This is a genomic window from Paenibacillus sp. ATY16 (genome assembly GCF_003399985.2).
Taxonomy (GTDB): Bacteria; Bacillota; Bacilli; order Paenibacillales; family Paenibacillaceae; genus Pristimantibacillus; species Pristimantibacillus glycanilyticus.
Map to the genome: position 1 here is coordinate 193977 of NZ_NMOK02000023.1, position 19237 is coordinate 213213.

Here is a 19237-nt window from a genome sequence, read left to right on the forward strand (position 1 = left end):
TTATTGCCACTAACTAGCTAGTGCCGGTTGATACCTCTCCTCGCCGATTATACGCAACAGCAATCATGAGAGCCCCTAGAATCGAGCAAATCAAATACATATACGAATAAGAGGTTAGGTCAACGAGCGGCCCCATTGCAGCGCTTCCAAGCGATACTCCCAAATCTGCCATGGCGATGAATAATCCCAGAAGCACATTTCGATTAGCTTGCGGAAGGACGAACGATAAATACGTGGTTAGCGTCGGATACAAGAGCGCCTGCGAGATTCCCATTAGACAAGCGCTCATATAGAACAGGATTGCTCCGAAGGAGAATGAACTGCTCATTCCTACTCCCAGAGACGATGCAGCAACCAAGAGCATAATCAGCATCATATAGCCGGAATGCCATTTTCCGTCTGATGGGATCTTTTTCCTCAAGTAAAATCGGGCCGCGACAATGGTGCCTGCCTGCAGCATCAGATAAACGGCAGCGTTGCCGCTTGGAATCTCCGCTGCATACAAGGGAATAAAGGTCGTAATGGCTCCAAATATGACGGATGCGATCAACATGAGGATACTGCTTCTGAATAGATAGGGATTGCTAAACAGCTCGGCGAAGGATCGGAAAAAGGGCTGCCTCTGTACCGCCGGTTTGGAGTCAGCTCCTTGGGATCGATCTATTCGAATACTGAAGCCCGCAGCCCCGGTAAAGACAACAATAGCCAGCATCGTCCATGTGAAGGAAGACATGTTCCCTGACTGCCATATTCCCACCGCCAATAAGGGACCTATTACATTAGGTATGGAAGCGAATAAGGAATAAAGCGATATCCCCTGCGAACGCTCCTTCTCCGGCAATGCATCGATGATGCCAAGCTGAAGCGCCATCGAGAAAAAGGCTGTACAGGTTCCTTGCAGCGCACGAGCGATAAAGTAGCCTTCCAGTCCTGTAAATGTATATAGGATGAGAGCTATTCCGTTGATGATGAGGATTGCTCGCAGCATTTGTACGGGTCCTCTTTGCCCAATGATGTGACCCGCCCACGGCCGGAACAGCATCGTTGTGAACAGGTACGCTCCCATGATGATCCCGATCTCCGTGTTGCTTGCTCCCAAGGAATCGCCTTTTAAAGGAATAATAACGTTTAGAATCGAATTTGCGCTAAAATATAATACCGTTAATCCGTATAAACGCAAAAACGGCCAAGACAATGCTCCTCTCAATGCCCTGCTCCTTTCTCTCTAAGCTTATGCCAACATCATTTGCAGCATTTTCTTCGCATACGGCGATTGAACGTCCTTCAAGTGTTCAACGCTGACGATCTCTTCGATCTGACCCTCTTTCATGATCATCACTCGATCACAAAGAAAAGCAGCTGCCCGGATATCATGCGTAATAAAAATGTAGCCAAGCTTATCGGTTTCCTTTAGCTTCTTCAACAATTCCAATACTTGCATTTGAACAGATCCATCCAATGAGCTAATCGCTTCATCCAATACGATGCACGGGGCTTCAGTCGCGATCGCTCTTGCGATACAAACTCTCTGAATCTGACCTCCGGATAATTCAAGCGGGTATTTGCTCCGGCAAGCGGGATCTAGGCCCACATGCTCCAAGAGACCATTGATTTTGCTGTCGTGTGTACGACGGCTGCCTGCTTTCATTTGGAGGGGCTCCATAATCGCCTCTTCAACCGTAAAATAAGGGTTAATGGATGACGTATAGTCCTGGAATACGGCGCTTATGGATCCCTCGAGCTGGACAGAGCCGCTGTCCGGCTTCTCCAAGCCTAACAATAATCTCCCTAATGTGGACTTGCCGCATCCGCTCTCCCCGATAATGCCCAGACATTCTCCTTGCTTGTATTGGAAGCTGATATTTTGCAAGACTTTCTGCCTTTCGCGAGAGAATAAGCCGCCCTTCTTATAGGACTTACCGACCTGATCAACCTTAATCATATGCGGGCCCTCCAACAACCTTCTGGAAATGCTCATCCAGCTTCAGCTGCGAGGATACCAGAAACCGCGTATATTCATGCTTGGCTTCCGTGAACAGAATAGAGGCATCCCCCCGTTCGACAATGATGCCGTTTCGCATCACGAGAACCACATCTGCAAGCTTTCTGACCACGCCCAAATCATGGGATACAAAGATCATGGAGCACCCCACTTGCTCGCGCAATTGAGCGAGCTGTTCCATAACCTCGTATTTGGACACCGTATCTAGTGCCGATGTTGGTTCATCCGCGATAATGAGATCAGGCTCCAATACGATCGCAAGGCTAATCATGACCCGCTGAAGCATTCCCCCTGACAGCTGGTGAGGGTACTTGTTCATGACTTCCACCGGATTTTGCAGTCTTACGCTTAGCATCGCCTGCTTCATTTTCTCAACGATTTCAGCTTGGCTCCAGCCATAATGATGTTTCAGCGTATCTCTTAGATGTACGCCGATGACACTTGTCGGATCAAATGCACGCATGCCATTCTGCAAAATCATATAGATCTGCTTGCCTCTTTTCCGTCTCATCTCCGCTTCGCTAAGCTGATTTAATCGAATCCCTTTAAACACAATCTCGCCGGATTGGCGGATCGTTTTTTTGTTGAGATTCATAATAGCCCTGCAGGTAAGAGACTTTCCGCTGCCGCTTTCGCCGACGATCGCCATGCAGCTCCCTTCCTTCATTTCAAACGAGCTGCTTGGGACTAATACTTTGTTTGTTATGGCATCCCATAGGCGTAAATTCGTTACTTGCAGAAGACTCACCCTAGGTCACCTCTTTCCCTTGCAGAATCGTCTTTGCAACTCTTTGCTTTTTGTTTGCGGCAGACGTTAATCTTGGGTTTAAAGCAACTTGAAGCGCATCGGTAAGGAAATTAACCGCGGATACAAATAGGATGGTCGCAATGCCGGGGGCCAGCAGCAATTCAGGCCGTGAGAACATGACTTCTCGTGCCTCGTTTAACATCATTCCCCACTCCGCGGTCGGAGCTTGAACGCCTAAACCAAGAAAGGAAAAGCCGGATAACTGCAAAATCATTGAACTGAAGGCGCTGCTGGACGTTACGGCAATATCCGGAAGCGAGACGGGGACGATATGCTTCCACATGATCCTGAAGCTGCCCCTTCCAAGCGTCCTGGAGAACTTCACGTAATCCGCATCGGCATATTGCATTACCGAGGTTCGGATGATGCGCGCAAACCATGCCCATTTCATGAGGATAAAGGCGAGGAGAATATTTGTGAGACCTACCCCGAGAATGCCGATAATCGCCAAGGTCATGACATAGCCGGGGAAGGACAGCATAATATCGCAGACTCTCATCAGGAAAGCATCGATTTTACCTCTGAAATAACCCGCTATAAATCCTATGATGCAGCCAATTCCTACTGTAAGACCAAGCGTAACCAATACCCAAAGAACGCTGGGCCGGATTCCGTAGATTAACCGGGATAAAATGCAGCGTCCCAAATGATCGTTGCCAAGCAAATATTCCCACGAAACAGAAGCGAATCTCAGATTCATATGAACCTCTTCCGGATCGTTTGGCGCTACCCAAGGAGCGAGTACTCCGGCTAGAATCGTGCTCGTAATGATAAACAAAGACAGACAGCCCAACTTATCCTTCAATAGATAATGAATTCGTTTCATCAGACATGTTCCCTTATTTTAGGATTTATGAACGCGTTAATGATATCTGAGAAGGTATTAACGACAACAAAGGATGCAGCTAATAGTAGAACGTAGGCTTGGATGATTGGGAAGTCTCTGCTCAAAATGGATTTGACGCTTAACATTCCAAGTCCCGGCCAAGCGAAGATATTCTCAATCACAACCGTACTTCCCAACATGATGGGAATAGCCATGCAAAACACCGAGACGGCTACCTGCAAGGAATTTCTTAAGATCCGAATCCGGATCCGGCTTTCAGGCAACCCGCATGCCCTGCCGTACAGCACATAATCTTCGTTCATATTCGTAAGCATAGAGCTCCTTACGATCCGGAAATAAATCCCGGCGTAGCTGATCGTAATAACGCTGACTGGAAGAAGATAGCTTTGAACCGAATTCATGCCATTAGTCGGGAGCCAGTCGAGCTTGACGGAGAAGTACCAGACTAACAGCGCTGCAAGCAAGTAAGAAGGCATAGACGTCAAGAAGAACGCAGCGCCTCTAATGGTTCGATCGATCATTCGACCTTCTGTCAGTGCGCAAAGGATGCCTACTCCAATGGACACAGCAACAACTGCCACTACTGAAATCACCGTCAACTGTAAAGTGTTCCAAAAAGCCGGCGCGAGCATGGACCACACCGATTTGCCGGTGACATAGGAATCGCCGAAATCAAGCTGCAAGCAAGAGAAGAGCCAATCGAAATACCGGATAAGAAAAGGCTGATCCATTCCAAGTGCCGTTCTTGTTTCCTCAAGCAATTCCTCGGTTATTCGTGGGACGCCTTGCGCATGCAGCACAACCTCGGCCGGATCCATTGGAGAAAGCGCGTTTAACACAAAGGTGATGAAAGAAATAATGAGCAGCATCGGAAACGCAAGCATGGATCTCCTAAAGATATAACGCCCCATTTGTTATCCTCCTTTCGTTTGATAAGCGACCGCGTTTAGTACAAGAAAGGGGGATTTCCCCCTTTCTAGATGGTAGATTTATTTAAAATGCATTTTTTCAAAAGGCAGCTCGTATTGGGTTTGCTTGAAAGAGATCCCTTGCAGAGCAGCAGGCGCGACGACCGTCACGCTGCCGTTTGTAATCGGAATAAACACCGCTTCGTCATGAACAATCGTTAGAATGTCCTTATACAGCGATTGGCGAGTTTCTTCATCGGTAGAGACCATCACTTCGTCGATTTTTTTGTAAAGCTCATCGGCTTGTGCGATTCCGCTTGTCGTATGTTTATAGGCTGCATCTGAAGTAAAGGATGCAATCGTGCTTTGCGGATCGTAGGCAAGCCCCCATGTCTGATTAAACAGCAAATCATATTCCCCGGTTGATCTTCGGTTAGCGATAGAGCTGGACTCTTCACCGAGTAGCTCCAATTGAACGCCAATCCCCTTCAACGTGTTCTGAAGCAGCTCGGCTTCTGCCTTTTGAGAGGAAGAGCTTGCGTCATAGTAGAGGTTCAAGATCAATTCTTTTCCGTCTTTCTTTCGAATCTGATCTCCGCCTTGCAAGCTCCAGCCCGCTTCGTCCAGCAGCTTTGCAGCCGTCTCTGTGTTATAGCCCCGTGCCTTCAGCTCAACATTGGCGTAATTGACGTTTGATGAGAACAAGGTTTCGGCAGGAGCTTCTACACCATCGAAGAGCTCTTTGCTAATTGTCTCTCTGTCAATGGAATACCAGATCGCTTCGCGAACGGCCCGATCTGCTGCTGGACTATCTTTTTTGCTGCTATTGGCCACGATCATTTTCGTATTCATCGGTTCGCTGCGTACAATCTGAAATTTCCCTGAATCTGCCAGCGTGTTCATGGCTTCAACGTCAATGCTGTCGGTTCCGCGGTCATCCGTAAATACGAAGTCGACTTCCCCTTTTTGCAGTGCCAGGAATGTTGTCTCTCCTGCCGGCAGCACTTTAGCCGTCAATTTCTTGATGGCTGGCGCGCCATTCCAATATTGCTCATTGGCTTCCAAGACCGCGTATTGATCCGTCTTGTGATCCGTCAGCTTATAAGGGCCCGTACCGTTATACCCGTTAACGCCGTCCTTCGTCTCGCCATTCTTGAAATCATTCGGCGAAATAAACACGTATGGTCTCGTCATGGACAATTCGAGCAAGGTGGGATAATAAGGCTCCGATAATACGAGCTCTACGGTATGCTCATCGATAACCTTGGTTTCCACGAGCTTAGCAGACAGTTTAATCCAAGCATGTTTAGCTGCATTGCTCTGCACCGCATCGATATTTTTCTTCACGGCCTCCGCGTTAAACGGCGCCCCGTCATGGAAGGTTACGTTCTTCCGCAGATGGAAGGTGTATACTTTGCCATCCTTGGAGATTTCCCACGATTCCGCCAGCAAGGGTTTAATGCCTTCCGGCGTATTCTCTACTAACGATTCGTATACAATGCCTTGCGCCCACATGGAGCCTGGATAGAGGTGAGGGTTCATGTCGTTGATGTCTTTCGCTGTAGCAAATACCCGCTCTTGTGGTGCTTCATTCTTGGTATTTTCGGTGCTGTTAGTAGTGTTGTTGGAGCTGCAGCCCGCTAATAAAACTGTCACAAGCAATAAATAAATGAGAATAAACCGTTTCTTAACCATTTCCTATTCCTCCAGATCTACTTGTCAGCGAATGTCTAGCGAATTGCTCGCCGATTCTTCGCCAATCCTCTTCAAAGCTTTGAATGATGAATGCATCTGATAATCGTTCGTCTTTTAACCTTTGAACGGTATCCCTTACTTTGCTTTCATAGGTTGCAATAAATTTATCGAGCGTCGGAGTATTCGACCCTGTTATTCGTGCCATACCCTGTATCATTTTGACCCGGTAATAATCTTCTTTGGGCATGCGGGGAATGTCCCAATTCCCTTCCTTGTTCACAAAGATCTGTTTAATGGGAACGGCCGAGAAATCGAAATATCTCCCCTCATGATCCGGCTCGGAGAACGGGTCAATTAATAAGGAGGCATAACGAACGAATAACAAATATTCTTGATGGATGGGAGGCAAGCTGGTGAATTGATCGATCTCATGCCGGGACAAGCTCTCCAATCGTACCGGGTAGTTATCATCCGTCATAAATTTCAGAAGATTTACGGGGCTTAATTCCATCTTCTCCAGCATGATAGAGATCTCTTTCCAGTAACAGCGCATATCCCGTATGAGCTGGGAGGTGATTGGCCCTTCAGGGTAAAGTTTGTAAACGTATTTCTTCACCTCTTCTTCTTTAAAGACAACACGTAATGAGAAATCATTCATGAACAGCGGCGGGTGAACGTACAAGGAAATATTTCTCGATTCCGCTTCGATGGGAGAATCCAGGACATCTAAGACAATGCCTATATAGCGATATAATTCACGAAATTTTCCAAGGTTGGCTGAAGCGGTCCGAGAAGATCCCGCATAGATCTTATTCTTAACCCCGGTCGTCTTCACTTCATTGGTCGGTAGGTTCGAAGTCCAACGCGTATCGCCTAAGTATGTAGAAAAGCTGATGACTTCCGCTTCCGGTTGAATGTCCTTTATATAATGTCTCACTAAGCTATTTGATCCGAGAGTAGGCGAGATCAGCGCGATGCACTTAACATTGCTCAGTATCTGATCGTCGATTTGTTTGAGAGCCTCTATATAAGCATCCGTTGTTACCGTCAATATAACGGTATCCCACCTGCCCGTTACAGCTGCTAAACCATGAAAGACTTCATCAACCCGGCACCTTCCGGCCAGCTTCCGATGCTTCTCATTTTGAACGGCAACATCAATCCATTGATCGCTCTTGCTTAATGAGGAGAATAGGGAGGCGGAACGAACCGATTCCCGGCCTGCGATTGCCACCCTGCTCTTTGCATAGGTTTTTAACAAAAGGGCAGTTTGAATGCTCACTGGCCCCGTTCCTACTACCAAAACCCGATCGAGATCACTCATACAGCCCTCCTGTAGATGGCGACATCAAACACATGCTTCGGATGAAGAATGGTGCCCGTAAGCTCCCACTTACGAGGATCCGTGTCTTGCTTCGGATAATTGAATAACGATTTCAATTGATTGCCATATCTCATTGCCACAACCACATGCCCATTAGTCAAGGAATGCAGTTCGTCGAGCAGGTCGTACTTAAGGGCTACCGTTGAACTGAAGATGATATGGGTCACTTCCTTCATGTCCTCAAGCTGCGCAAGGAATTTGTTCTCCAATCGAACATTTAAACCATTCCCCAGCCTGTCGATCACCTTTCTGCCCAATTTAATGGCCTCCGCATCAATATCGATGCCAATCACTTCAGCCCCGGTCTGCTTGGCAATATAGAGCGGAGTCATCGGGAATGAACCGGAGCCCACTAATAAAACCTTCGAATCGGAGCTAATCTGGACTCCTCCGAATTCCTCTCTGATACTGGACTCGATATTACTGAAATATTCGGTCCCGTCGGCTTCGCCGCTTAGCAATCTGAGCGCCCGAACCTTTTCCATCATAGCAACGCATAGGGCAGAGGAATCTCTTAATTCCATGGCTAGAGATGAAAACTCGGCGATGGACTGCTGCTCAAGCCGTTCCCATTCTAGGTGGTTGTTCTCGTTAAGGATAAAAGCCGAATAGTCGTTAATCGTCTTCTCTAATTCCGAGCTATCCGGAAGTGATCCCCCGTATGACTTCGCCAGAGCAACAAACTTTCTATGGAAATCAACTAAGCATTGCTGAAATTTCGTGACTGTTTGCATCCCTTCCACTCCCTCCGGATTCGATAAAGGCTTTGCCTAACGCGACAATCCCGACAGCACCTTCTATTGCAAGACTTGTTATTCCTTGCTCGCTGTAATCAGCCGAGACAAAAATAGTACCGCCAGGCTGCGCGATATCACAAGCGACATCGGCCTTTCTTTTCCAAGATAAATAGGCACCTATTGAAGCCGTTCCGGAGCCGCATCCTTTCTCCCATACCATGCTGTCAAGTTCCGGCAAATAAATGAGCGGATTCATCCTGCTGGATTGTGGCTCGAACAATAAGACGCCGATTAAATTAGTCCCTGGCGTTATTCCCAGCAGTCTTGCTAATCCTTCAGCTTTTTCCCTCCAGCCCAGGCTGAAGGACTCCACTTCAATGACGATATGGAAAAAGCTTTCGTACCTTACAATCGCAATGCTCAAATCCTCGCCTTCGTAATAAACCGATTTTTGCTCCACCTTGCCCGGGAGAGGCATGGTTACCCGACAAAAATACGTTTCATTCACCTTGCTCACGCGGCATGGGACTAAATGTTCCGATCCTGAGCTTTCCAATGAAAGCTCCATTATGCCGCTCGTTTGAAGTCCGTTCTCTATGGCCAAATATGCAGCCATAGCCATGCATGCATTACCGCAAAACTCACCTCCTGCCATTTGCAAGCTGCCATGGGCTCCCTGTTTGGTTGGCCTGCAAATAAAACCAACTTGTTCCGCATGAACGCTGTCGTAAGACATTAATCGTGAAGCAATGGGTATGTAGTCGTTCCTGGGATGACTTGTCGTTACAAGAATAGTCATATTTTGTGTGGGACTGACTTTCACAAAATCGATCTCCTGTTTCATTTCACCATTCCCTTTGTTTAATTGTAATAATTACGATATAAAAACAAGCAATTGCTTTCCCTAACAAGGATTCCTCAATGCGAGATGAAATTCTGACTACAAATATTGGGTGTTTAATTGTAATTATTACGATATGAGGATAACAGGGAATGATTATCTTTGTCAATTCATTCTTTTCAACGGAATAACCCACATGCTCGGACCAATATAACAGGCCTGATCAACAAATACACGAACTACAAATGGGGCTAAGGCAACGGAAAACCCCAATGTTTCTTAATTAAGTATCAGTTTGAACAAAAAGTGGTGTGGGATTGTTTCACTTCCCACACCACTTTTTAATTCATTTTTTTATTTATGAGGGAGCTGCTGTACGTAGCTGTCGGATAAATGGAGCAGCTCGAGCGCTCTGTCGTACTCGTCCTTGGTTACGCCGCCATCCTTTGTTTCAGTTCCGTCAGAGATTTTATGATTGGTGCCGTCATCAAAGCTAATACCCGGGATATACAGGTTCTTGTTATCAATAACCGATCCGCTTGGCAGGAAGTGACGCATCGGAAGCAGCTCGGAACTTTGGTTCAGAAGGTCTTCGCCAAAGTGAATCTGATTCTGCAGGGATGCCCCCACCAAGTTCGCAACCGTAGGAAGAATATCTATTTGACCGCCAACTTGATCAATTTCGGATGGTTGAGTTACACCCGGAACGTGCATAATAAGCGGGATGTTGAACATTTCGGTATGACCGTAGTCCGTACCGAGCATTTCTCTCATCAATGCTTTCTCGTTATCATCCAGGGAATACAGCGGCAAACCTTGATGGTCACCGTACATGAGGACAATGCTGTCATCCCACAAACCGCTCGATTTCAGACCGTCGATAAATTGGCCAAGCGCATAGTCGGCATAATTCTGTGCTTTCAGATACCGGGTTACGAGCATGTCATCCTTGAATTCCGCCGGAAGCTCAATCCGATACTTGGAAGTCGGGATGTTGTACGGATGATGCGCACTCATTGAGATAACTTGCGCGTAGAAGGGCTTATCGGCTTGACCCATCTTCTCAAGTTCAGGAAGTGTCTTCTTATACAGCACTTCGTCCGAAGCCCCGAAGGCTACATGATCTTCATCGCCATAAAAGGCTTGGTCATAGAATTTGTCCCAACCGATTGCCGAGTAAAGCTCTCTTCGATTCCAGAAATCAACGGCATTCGTATGGAATGTAGCCGTTGCATAACCGCTCTCTTTCATTAGCTTAGGCAAGCTTGGCAAGGCCTTATCAACGTTTACGTCAGTTGCTGCTTTATGCTTCGGAACATACAGCGATGTGTTCACCACATATTCAGCATCGGAAGTTGTTCCTTGACCAACCATCGTATAGAAATTTTTATAATGGGCTGTTTCTTGAACCAGCTTATTCATGTTTGGCGTAATTTCTACGCCGCCTACTTTAAGACCAATCAGGAAGTCCTGGTAGGATTCCATTTGCAGAATAATAACGTTTTTGCCTTTTGCGGCACCAAAGTATTTCGGCGCTGCCGGCTCAGTAATACCTTTGAGTTCATTAATCTTCGCTTGCGTGATTTGATTCATCGGAGTAAGTTCTTCGTTTTCCATCATCTTGTCCACAATGTTGTATACTTCATAATCAAGCAAACCCATTTCCTCGGCCTGCTTGTTCTCGTTCATACTGGCACGATTTGGCCATACGTTCACAAGACATACAGTAATAGACAAAGCAAATGCAGCCATCCAAAGCTTACTTCTTTTCGGACGCATATCTACGATTTGCCGCGCTTTTTTGAATTTCGGTAGAACCAGAACAACAGCAATCACGACAATATCCAGGAATATCAGCAAATAGTAAGGGTCTAACAAGGAATAAGTGCTCTCACCAACTTGGGTTACTTTATTGGCTTGTGTTAGAGCGTCAGCTGTCACGATAATACCGTAATACTTATAGTACATTAGAATAGAGAAATATAAGACCGTAAACAGCAGATTAACAATCAGGTAGTAGATCATCTTGCGTTTGCCTGCGAAAAATTCGATCAAACAGAATACCGCAAAGAAGAACGGTAATTCGGTTAGGAGCGTCAGCCACGAGAACCCGTTCCCAAATACGACGTCTCGGGCCACGATACTCTTGATCAACAGGATAAGCGTGAAATAATAGAATCTTCTATTTAGAAATCTAGTTATTAAAGACACCCTTTTCATCCCCTTTCTTTTTCCTATCTGTTGCAGTTCAAGGAGCTTTCCATAGATCTATAGTAAAATCCACGTTTTCTTCCATGTATTTATAAACATCCGGTTCGTTAAGAAGCTGCATGCCAACCGACTTGCTCATAATCGCATGTAAGCTTGAGGACAAGAATTGTCTGGACGCTATCCGGAAATCGAGATCGCGAATCTCGCCTCTCTTGTGCCGGTTCTTAAGAAATCCCTCGAATATTTCGCTCTGCTCGCGGAGCAGCATGGTTAATTGCTCGGCTTCCTCAAACCCCAGAATATCATTCTCGCGAAACAAAATCCTTGTTAAATCCATGTCTGCCGTGAACAACTCATACAAACGGCGCTTGATCGTAATCATTGCGTCTCTCAAATCGAGGTCTTCGATGACGAGGCTGATTTGTTGTATTTCATTTCTGCGGTGCTCAAAGCTCTCACGCAGCAGTACCGCCATGATTTCTCGCTTACCGCCCGGAAAATAATGATAAAGGATACCGTCGCCCATCCCGATCTTCCTCGTAATTTCTCTTACCGGGGTGCCATGGTATCCTTTCCTCGCAAATAATAATTTTGCAGCCTCTAGTATTTTTTCACGTGTTTCAGCCGCTTGTTCTTTTCGGATGTTGCGAGACATCATCGCCACCTCCTATTTCACTGAACGATCGCACAGCGGAATTTTATCTTAATACTTGTCTGATGTCAATCGATCTGCCAAAACATCACAAAATCTCCTAACTTTTTCGCTTAGCCGATTGCCTTTGACAGATCATTCCGATGTAATTATTGGGGAGTATTTCAGTTGTCTTGCATTTCATTATAGCAATGCGTATATTGTTAATAGTAATGATTACTAGCTGAAGTCATAAGCTATTATTGGAGGTTTGCGTGAAAACTCTACTACAATTAAATACGATATTTCTGAGTATGATTATGGAAGCCATTCCGTTCATCCTGCTTGGCGTTATTGTCTCCGGCCTTATCCAGACCTTTGTTACCGAACGCTGGATCGCTAGAGTCATGCCAAGAAATCGATTTGCATCCACGCTTGTCGGTTGCGGAGTTGGCGTTTTTTTTCCTGCCTGCGAATGCGGGATCGTTCCTATTACGAGGCGTTTGCTAGGTAAAGGCGTCCCTCTTCATGCGGGCATCGCCTTTATGCTAACCGGGCCGATTATTAATCCTATTGTGTTATTTGCCACTTTTATGGCATTTGGGAACAGCTGGAGAATGGCATTGATCCGGGCCGGATCGGCTGTCGTAGTCGCATTTATCGTTTCTATAGTCATTTCTTATTTGTTCCCTCAGCTCCCTTTTCGCGCCTCGCATGCGAATGGCATGCAGGAAGCCGCTGCTGCGCTTGAGCCGGCGGCAGCACCAGCTGCTGCAAAACCGCCGCTCCGCACGCAATTGCTAGGTGTCATGACACACAGCATTGAAGAGTTTTTCTCGGTCGGCAAATATCTGGTGCTTGGAGCACTTATTGCCGCCGCGATGCAGACCTATATTCCAACAGCGTCGCTCATCCATCTGGGCAGCAATGCTGTAACGTCATCGCTGGTTATGATCGGGATGGCTTTTGTCATGTCGCTCTGCTCGGAAGCGGATGCCTTCATTGCTTCCTCCTTCCGGGGAAGCTTCTCCGTTGGAGCCATCTCGGCCTTCCTTGTTTTTGGCCCAATGATTGACATTAAGAACACGCTGATGTTGCTTGGTGTTTTCAAAGGCAAGTTTGTGGTGACCTTGATTGCTCTCGTCGCGACCTGCACATTGTTGGTATCGTTGCTTGTGGGGAGGTTATTCGGATGATCCGATTGTATATTTTAGGCGGTTTTGCGTTCATGCTTCTTGAAATGCATATAAGGGGCGATTTAAATAAGTATATAAACATGAGGTACTCGTATTTATCCACGAGTGCGATCATCCTGCTAACCATTCTTTTCGCATTCGAATTCATTCGGATTTACCGCAAAGAACGCGCCGATAAGGCAGCCGCAGAGCTGGGACACCATCATCATCACGATCAACATGACCATCATCATGATCATAGCCATAATCACGAGCACGGACATGCTTGCGCCTGCCAAGATCATGACCATCATGGGCACGACCATCATCATTCCAAGGTCGGACAATGGTTTAGTTACGTCTTTTTGCTGATACCGATTCTGACCGGATTGTTCCTTCCTGTGCAAACGCTGGATTCCAGCTTTCTGAAGGCGAAGGGATTTTCTTTTCCGAATATTGATTACTCCGCGGACAATCCGGGCAATCATCAGTTTCTGAAGCCGGATACCAGCATTTTCTATGGGGAAGACGGTTACAAGAAAATCGCTAACAAAGAACTGGCTCAATTTACTGGCAAGGAGCAGCTGATTTTTAACGATAATGACTATTTGAAAGGATTAGAAGCCGTCTATAATCACCCTCAGGACTTTATGGGGAAAACAATCGGGTTTGACGGCTTTGTCTACAAGGGAGAACAAATCGACGATACGCACTATTTTGTGTTCCGTTACGGCTTTATTCACTGTGCTGCTGACTCAGGCGTATTCGGCATGCTGGTGGAGTTCCCCAAAGGCACCGATCTGAAGAATGATGACTGGGTTCATGTCGTGGGCACTTTGAGCTCTGAATTGTATCAGCCTTTCAAACAAACGATTCCCGTACTGAAGGCATCCGCATGGAATCCTATCGACTCACCTTCTGATCCGTATGTTTATCGTAATTTTTGATCTTAACTGAAAGGGAGACGATTGGTTTTGCATAACGGATATAGATGGAGATCATTTCTGGGCAAGCCCTTCTTGATTTTTTCCATCATTATGATTTTCAAAATGCTGCTCGTCTGGTTTATTGTATTTAACGGTGGAACAAAAGATTTATTTAAAATGCTTCTGACTGGCATTGCCTCCATTGGGTTTATTTTCTGCCTGATTGAATCTTTCGCTTACCGAAAAAAGCTTCTCACCTATTTGATCAGCGATCTGATTCTTACCGGCATTTACTTTGCCATTATTATGTATTACAAATATTTTGGCGTGATTGTTACTTATCACGAGCTTCGCCAGGTCAACCAGGTATCCGAAGTTAACAGCAGCGTCATTTCGCTGATGGATCCCTATTTTCTGTTTATCTTTACGGATATTGTAGTCGCCTTCGCGCTGATGGCATTCAGCCGCCGATTTCGTGCCTGGGGCAAAATGTTATCCTTCCGCGAAGGACGCAGCTGGTTTGCTGCCGGTCAGGTGCTTGCGCTTGCTGCCTGCACTGCCGCCATCCTTCCGTACCGGCAGGATATGAATGAATTTCAGCAGGCTAAGAACATGGGTATCCTGAATTATGAGGTCTATGCCACCTTTGCCTCCTCCAAGGACCTGCCAATAGGCGCGGAGAAGGTTACTCCGGCGATGGTCGAACAGGAAAAAGGCAGCGCTGAGCCAGCTCAGCCTGCCTATTGGGAAGCGGCCAAAGGGAAGAATGTCATCATTATTCAGTTGGAAGCTTTCCAGAATTTCTTAATTAATCTGAAGATAGACGGCAAGGAAATTACCCCCAACATGAATAAGCTCGCGGCGGAAGGTTTCTACTTCCCTCATTTCTTCCAACAAGTTGGACAAGGCAATACGGCCGATGCCGAATACGTGGTGAACACTTCGCTGTACGTACCGCCAAATGGCGCGGCTTCCGAGGTATATGCCAATAAAGAGCTGCCAAGCATGCCGAAAGCTTTTGCCGCAAACGGCTACCAGACGGCTACCTTTCATACAAATAACGTTGTGTTCTGGAACCGTGACCAGCTCTATAAAGCTCTTGGCTGGGAGAAATATTATGATGACGGGTTCTTTGGCAAAGAAGATCCTGTGGCTTTTGGTCCGTCCGATGAAGTACTGTATGCCAAGACATCCGATGAGCTGGCACGGATGCAGCAAACCGGCAAGCCGTTCTATGTGCAATTGATCTCTATGTCCGGGCATCATCCTTTCCGGATACCGGAAAGCAAGTATAAGATGGAGCTCCCGGCCCGTTATAAAAATACGCTGGTCGGCGACTATATCGAAGCCCAGAATTATGCGGATTACGCACTTGGCCAATTTATCAATGAGCTGAAGCAAAAAGGCATCTGGGACAACAGCGTTATCGTTCTATACGGTGACCATCAAGGTCTGCCGATTTATTCGTTGAACAATAACGAGAAGAAGCTGATGAAAGAAATCTACGGCCGTGACTATGCGCTGCCGGATATGATGAATATACCGCTTATTATGTCCGTACCAAACGAAAAGTCTAAAGTATTCCAGCAGGTCGGCGGACAATCGGATATATTCCCGACGGTGTCCAACCTGATTGGCGTATCGCTCAAGGATCAGGTACATTTCGGTCAGGATCTGCTGAATCATACAACAAACATTCTGCCAGAACGTTATTACCTGCCATCCGGTTCATTTATTTCGGATAAAGGTGCTTTTGTACCGGGCTCCGGTTATACCGACGGCATCACGTATCCGTTAGAAGGTGGCCCAGTTACTACACCGCTTGATAGTAAAGGTACGTATACGGTTGCTCATCGACTGATCAGTATGTCTGACGAATATGTTGCTTCACTTCCGAAAATAAGCGATAAGGACGTCAACCCGCAGAACAACAACAAGATGGTTGAGATAACGAAATAAAGAATATAGCTGAAGAAAAAATGGTCATGCAGGTTTGTGCCTGCATGACCATTTGCTTTAAATGCAAATAATTTCATCAGAAGAGAACGAGTCCTACCAAGCAATACCATTTAATTTAGGTTTGTATCCAGTATAGGGAATATTCCTTAAGCTAATCTCGCCGGTCAAGGTAATCCAGGAATCCTTGCCTAGATCGGCCACTTTGCTCCACTCAGCCATAATTCCATAGGGCTATGCATCTGCATGCATCTGCCGACAACATGACATGACCATACGGGACACAACAAATCGGCTAGAAGCCATATCATCTTCGCGGTATACGAAACCGCTGATCACTACGGTTTTTCCAATAGTTGAGAAAAAGCAACCTGCCATAATGGCGGTTGCTTCATCCTGGGTTGCTTGATGGAGCTAACGTTCTCCGTTAGTTGAGAACAAATTATACCAATACTAAGTTTCCCCTTGATTCCAACGTTCGTTAATAATTGAGACTAAGGTTTTTTTATCTAAAAAAATATCTTTAAGTGAGACAATGGAGTGCCATGAATAACCTGTACTGACATCAAATAAACACTCATCGTAAATTAAGCTTATAAGTAATTCCTGGTTAGTTCTATCATGGCGGTAAATTGTATTTGAAACTTTATTATAGATATCGATCTCGTAATACATAATATGATCCGCCGCTCGTTCAATTGTTAATTGCCCAGTAAGGCTTGAGAACCAAGCATAGAATGATTTCCGACTCTCCTCAAATCCTTTTTCACCTTGTTCATCTGCTTTAAATAATTTTCGGAATAAAGTTTGTTCCGTTACTAAAATCCCATTATGATCTGTCAAAGAGTTCTGCGAAATACGCCTTACCATCTCACCCCAAACTTTTTTATAAGATTCACGAAAATGCTTATCCTCAAGAAGCCCCCAATGAGTAGTTTCAAGAGATGGAAATTTAAGCACCTCATCTTTGCTAGAAATAAACGCATTTTGTATATAGATTAAGTAGTTTAGTGAGTACGGAGCAAAAGACTTTATTGTGAAATTACTCAATTAAACTCCCTCCTTTATTTCTACCCACTTATCTTACAATTAATGGATGCGGTTATTCAACTATCCTGCCCGTTAACGTAATAAAGCTGCCAGTTGCATGCCGGCAGCTTTATTCGTTCGGCTATTCAACTATCGTTCCCCGTTAGCTTAATGAAGTAGTGTCAGTTTAAGACTTTATTATCAGGGTCTAGAACTTTCTTTTCTTCTGACAGTGCTCTGAAAAACATTTATGTACAACGCCAAAAGCTTCTAAGACCTTGAGTTTACGGACTTCTATATTTTTGTACAATATTCTAAGGTAGTCTTGTTGCCATCTTGGCCAGAATCTTGTTGGAGCTGATGCCTACCCGGGCCCATACGCCGGTGTAGAGCATAATCTTGGTCTGGATCTGCGTTGCAATTTCTTCGGGAGAGCCGAAGTAAGACAAGGAACCGGTAACGTCCAGGAACTGTTCGTCGATGGAGAAGGGCTCCACCAGATCGGTAAACGAACGAAAAATGTCGGTAATCATTAGCGAGACATCGATATAAGCTTGCATCCTCGGCTTGATAATGACGAGGTGCGGACATTTGCCCAGCGCCTCGCCAAGGGTCTCGGCGGTTGTCACGCCGTACTGCTTCGCAAGCGGACAAGCTGCCAGAATAATGCCCGAACGCCTCGAAGGATCGCCGGCCACAACGACCGGATCGTTCTTATATTCATATGCCATGAAAAAGAAGCCTAAAGTTCCGATTGGAACATCAGGCTTCTTTTCGTTTTCAAGGATGCCCCTCCTGCCTCAGCTGCTGGGCAGCAAGCACGGCAAGCTCAATTTTGTTCAGCAGCAGGCCGTATTCGTTCGTCAACTCGAAGCTGCGGGGGAGCTTCAGCTTTCGGAAATACGGCAGGATGCCGTCAGCCGAGCCGAACCAGTCTTCCCGCTTCGCGGTCTCGAGCTTCTGGTTCGCCCAGGCATCGCGAAGCTCCGGGCTGTAGAGAGGCGCGGCTCCCGGCAGAAGCTTGCCGCCTAACAATCGCTCCTTGTACAGCGCTGTGGGCGGCTCCCGGCGTACCCGGGCGAACAGATGCGGGGCATAGTCCGCCCTTGACCCGGTATGGCGCCCATTCGCCGCAAAGGTCAGCGCCCCCTCCCGCACCCGGGGTACGCCGAATAAAACGGCATACAACGATTTGCCGAATTCGATCCGTTCGGACAGATCGTCGAAGTCCTCCATAATTAATCCCGCCAGCCGCAGCTCCCGCTCCCCTTTGGTATAGTGGTACGGGAACATCACCGCGTTCAGCTGCAGCAGCGACTGCATGCCGAAGAAAAGGGTGTCGAGTACGTTTTTGCGGAAATAATCGTCCTGTACTACCCGCTGCTCAATGAAATGCTGCTCGTTCACAATAAGCGCCACCGTTAGAGGCACGGAATCGCGTCTTCGCCAGAATTGCTTCCATACCGGCTTCATAAACCGTGTTATCCCAAAGGCCGGAAGCAGATGAAACAACGGACGCTGCACGCGTACGCTTTCCTCATAGAGCAGCAGCTGCGGATAAGCATCGCCAAAAATAAACGTATTCGCATGCTCTAGCAGCAAGAAGACCGACTGGCGCTTATCGCCCGGGAGCAGCTGCGGCAGCCATTCGCCTGCCAGATCCGTCATATTCCACCCGCCGTTGCGGGATACGAGATGGGCCAGCATCGCCCAGTGCAGCTCCGGATGCCGTTGATACATCAACCGGTAGGCTTCCGTCCGCGTCACGTTATTGCGGTTCAGACGGGAGGTCTCCGCCCGAATCCGTTCGATAAGGATTTTCTCTTGCCCGCTCCATTCGCCGGTCACCTGCTCCGCCTGCTGCTCCTCCAGCTTCCGCCATTCTCCCTCCAGCTCGGCGACCGCATCCTCGGCAAGCTGCAGCGGAGCTGCTTCCGCGAGCATCTCATGCGAAGCCTCGAGGCCATGCCATTTGCCCACCGCATAATCCCATGCGGCGGCAGGCAGAGAAAAGAACTGTTTGATTTTACGAAGCCGTAGTCCGAAGCGGCCGCGCCCTCTCCCCCTGCTTAACATCGACCGCCCTC

17 protein-coding genes and 1 pseudogene are annotated in these 19237 nt (G+C 46.9%); 3 read left to right on the forward strand and 15 right to left on the reverse strand.

Features of this window, described 5'->3' with window-relative positions; translation table 11 throughout:
- Window positions 1-13: 13 nt before the first annotated feature.
- The 11 genes from cntE to CFI03_RS13800 form a co-directional block, all read right to left on the reverse strand.
- Window positions 14-1207 (reverse strand): staphylopine family metallophore export MFS transporter CntE, encoded by a 1194-nt coding sequence (cntE, locus tag CFI03_RS13750; protein ID WP_248757663.1) that lies wholly within the window; start codon window positions 1205-1207, stop codon window positions 14-16.
- A gap of 24 nt (window positions 1208-1231) precedes the next feature.
- On the reverse strand, window positions 1232-1942 hold the full coding sequence (locus tag CFI03_RS13755; protein WP_248757664.1) for an ABC transporter ATP-binding protein: 711 nt from the start codon (window positions 1940-1942) through the stop codon (window positions 1232-1234).
- Entirely contained in the window at window positions 1935-2750 is an 816-nt protein-coding gene (cntD, locus tag CFI03_RS13760; protein ID WP_248757665.1) for a staphylopine uptake ABC transporter ATP-binding protein CntD, read from the reverse strand. Before cntD ends, CFI03_RS13755 begins: the two co-directional genes overlap by 8 nt.
- Window position 2751: 1 nt before the next feature.
- Complete coding sequence (cntC, locus tag CFI03_RS13765) at window positions 2752-3636, reverse strand: staphylopine uptake ABC transporter permease subunit CntC (protein WP_248757666.1); 885 nt, start codon at window positions 3634-3636, stop codon at window positions 2752-2754.
- Window positions 3636-4568, reverse strand: coding sequence for a nickel/cobalt ABC transporter permease (opp1B, locus tag CFI03_RS13770; RefSeq protein ID WP_248757667.1), 933 nt, complete (start codon window positions 4566-4568; stop codon window positions 3636-3638). The genes cntC and opp1B overlap by 1 nt, the downstream gene beginning before the upstream one ends.
- 78 nt (window positions 4569-4646) lie before the next feature.
- Complete coding sequence (gene cntA, locus CFI03_RS13775; protein WP_248757668.1) at window positions 4647-6260, reverse strand: staphylopine-dependent metal ABC transporter substrate-binding lipoprotein; 1614 nt, start codon at window positions 6258-6260, stop codon at window positions 4647-4649.
- Window positions 6253-7584 carry an opine metallophore biosynthesis dehydrogenase gene (locus CFI03_RS13780; protein ID WP_248757669.1) on the reverse strand — a complete coding sequence of 444 codons (1332 nt, stop codon included), beginning with the start codon at window positions 7582-7584 and terminating at the stop codon, window positions 6253-6255. The genes cntA and CFI03_RS13780 overlap by 8 nt, the downstream gene beginning before the upstream one ends.
- Window positions 7581-8378 carry an SAM-dependent methyltransferase gene (locus CFI03_RS13785; RefSeq protein ID WP_248757670.1) on the reverse strand — a complete coding sequence of 266 codons (798 nt, stop codon included), beginning with the start codon at window positions 8376-8378 and terminating at the stop codon, window positions 7581-7583. Before CFI03_RS13785 ends, CFI03_RS13780 begins: the two co-directional genes overlap by 4 nt.
- Window positions 8341-9225 carry a histidine racemase CntK family protein gene (locus CFI03_RS13790; protein ID WP_248757671.1) on the reverse strand — a complete coding sequence of 295 codons (885 nt, stop codon included), beginning with the start codon at window positions 9223-9225 and terminating at the stop codon, window positions 8341-8343. Before CFI03_RS13790 ends, CFI03_RS13785 begins: the two co-directional genes overlap by 38 nt.
- Before the next feature lie 351 nt (window positions 9226-9576).
- Window positions 9577-11442: an LTA synthase family protein gene (locus tag CFI03_RS13795; RefSeq protein WP_248757672.1), complete on the reverse strand. Its 1866-nt coding sequence runs from the start codon at window positions 11440-11442 to the stop codon at window positions 9577-9579.
- A 28-nt stretch (window positions 11443-11470) separates the two neighbouring features.
- On the reverse strand, window positions 11471-12091 hold the full coding sequence (locus tag CFI03_RS13800; RefSeq protein WP_248757673.1) for a TetR/AcrR family transcriptional regulator: 621 nt from the start codon (window positions 12089-12091) through the stop codon (window positions 11471-11473).
- 248 nt (window positions 12092-12339) lie between these two features.
- On the opposite strand from CFI03_RS13800, the gene CFI03_RS13805 reads away from it, so the two are divergent.
- Genes CFI03_RS13805 through CFI03_RS13815 form a run of 3 tightly spaced genes read left to right on the forward strand, consistent with a single transcriptional unit; the run spans window position 12340 to window position 16124 of the window.
- Window positions 12340-13260 (forward strand): permease, encoded by a 921-nt coding sequence (locus tag CFI03_RS13805; RefSeq protein ID WP_349292476.1) that lies wholly within the window; start codon window positions 12340-12342, stop codon window positions 13258-13260.
- On the forward strand, window positions 13257-14186 hold the full coding sequence (locus CFI03_RS13810; RefSeq protein WP_248757674.1) for a TIGR03943 family putative permease subunit: 930 nt from the start codon (window positions 13257-13259) through the stop codon (window positions 14184-14186). Before CFI03_RS13805 ends, CFI03_RS13810 begins: the two co-directional genes overlap by 4 nt.
- Window positions 14187-14213: 27 nt before the next feature.
- Window positions 14214-16124, forward strand: a complete 1911-nt coding sequence (locus tag CFI03_RS13815; RefSeq protein WP_248757675.1) for an LTA synthase family protein — start codon at window positions 14214-14216, stop codon at window positions 16122-16124.
- A gap of 231 nt (window positions 16125-16355) precedes the next feature.
- Here CFI03_RS13815 and CFI03_RS31330 read toward each other — a convergent pair whose 3' ends face one another.
- From CFI03_RS31330 to CFI03_RS13830, 4 genes and pseudogenes are all read right to left on the reverse strand, one after another.
- Entirely contained in the window at window positions 16356-16499 is a 144-nt protein-coding gene (locus CFI03_RS31330; RefSeq protein ID WP_349292477.1) for a TIGR03943 family putative permease subunit, read from the reverse strand.
- Between the two features lie 75 nt (window positions 16500-16574).
- The gene (locus CFI03_RS13820; protein ID WP_248757676.1) at window positions 16575-17171 is read right to left on the reverse strand and encodes a hypothetical protein; all 597 of its coding nucleotides are present in this window, start codon (window positions 17169-17171) and stop codon (window positions 16575-16577) included.
- 305 nt (window positions 17172-17476) lie between these two features.
- Window positions 17477-17872, reverse strand: a pseudogene (locus CFI03_RS13825) (Y-family DNA polymerase); the annotation flags it as partial.
- 58 nt (window positions 17873-17930) lie between these two features.
- Window positions 17931-19226, reverse strand: a complete 1296-nt coding sequence (locus CFI03_RS13830) for a DUF2515 domain-containing protein (protein ID WP_248757677.1) — start codon at window positions 19224-19226, stop codon at window positions 17931-17933.
- Window positions 19227-19237 lie beyond the last annotated feature (11 nt).

Excerpts from the sequence above, each read along its gene's own strand:
- CFI03_RS13755 (WP_248757664.1), bottom strand. The coding sequence starts at position 1,942 with ATGATTAAGGTTGATCAGGTCGGTAAGTCCTATAAGAAGGGCGGCTTA.
- cntC (WP_248757666.1), bottom strand. The coding sequence starts at position 3,636 with ATGAAACGAATTCATTATCTATTGAAGGATAAGTTGGGCTGTCTGTCT.
- opp1B (WP_248757667.1), bottom strand. The coding sequence starts at position 4,568 with ATGGGGCGTTATATCTTTAGGAGATCCATGCTTGCGTTTCCGATGCTG.
- cntA (WP_248757668.1), bottom strand. The coding sequence starts at position 6,260 with ATGGTTAAGAAACGGTTTATTCTCATTTATTTATTGCTTGTGACAGTT.
- CFI03_RS13780 (WP_248757669.1), bottom strand. The coding sequence starts at position 7,584 with ATGAGTGATCTCGATCGGGTTTTGGTAGTAGGAACGGGGCCAGTGAGC.
- CFI03_RS13785 (WP_248757670.1), bottom strand. The coding sequence starts at position 8,378 with ATGCAAACAGTCACGAAATTTCAGCAATGCTTAGTTGATTTCCATAGA.
- CFI03_RS13790 (WP_248757671.1), bottom strand. The coding sequence starts at position 9,225 with ATGAAACAGGAGATCGATTTTGTGAAAGTCAGTCCCACACAAAATATG.
- CFI03_RS13795 (WP_248757672.1), bottom strand. The coding sequence starts at position 11,442 with ATGAAAAGGGTGTCTTTAATAACTAGATTTCTAAATAGAAGATTCTAT.
- CFI03_RS13800 (WP_248757673.1), bottom strand. The coding sequence starts at position 12,091 with ATGATGTCTCGCAACATCCGAAAAGAACAAGCGGCTGAAACACGTGAA.
- CFI03_RS13810 (WP_248757674.1), top strand. The coding sequence starts at position 13,257 with ATGATCCGATTGTATATTTTAGGCGGTTTTGCGTTCATGCTTCTTGAA.
- CFI03_RS31330 (WP_349292477.1), bottom strand. The coding sequence starts at position 16,499 with ATGGCAGGTTGCTTTTTCTCAACTATTGGAAAAACCGTAGTGATCAGC.
- CFI03_RS13830 (WP_248757677.1), bottom strand. The coding sequence starts at position 19,226 with ATGTTAAGCAGGGGGAGAGGGCGCGGCCGCTTCGGACTACGGCTTCGT.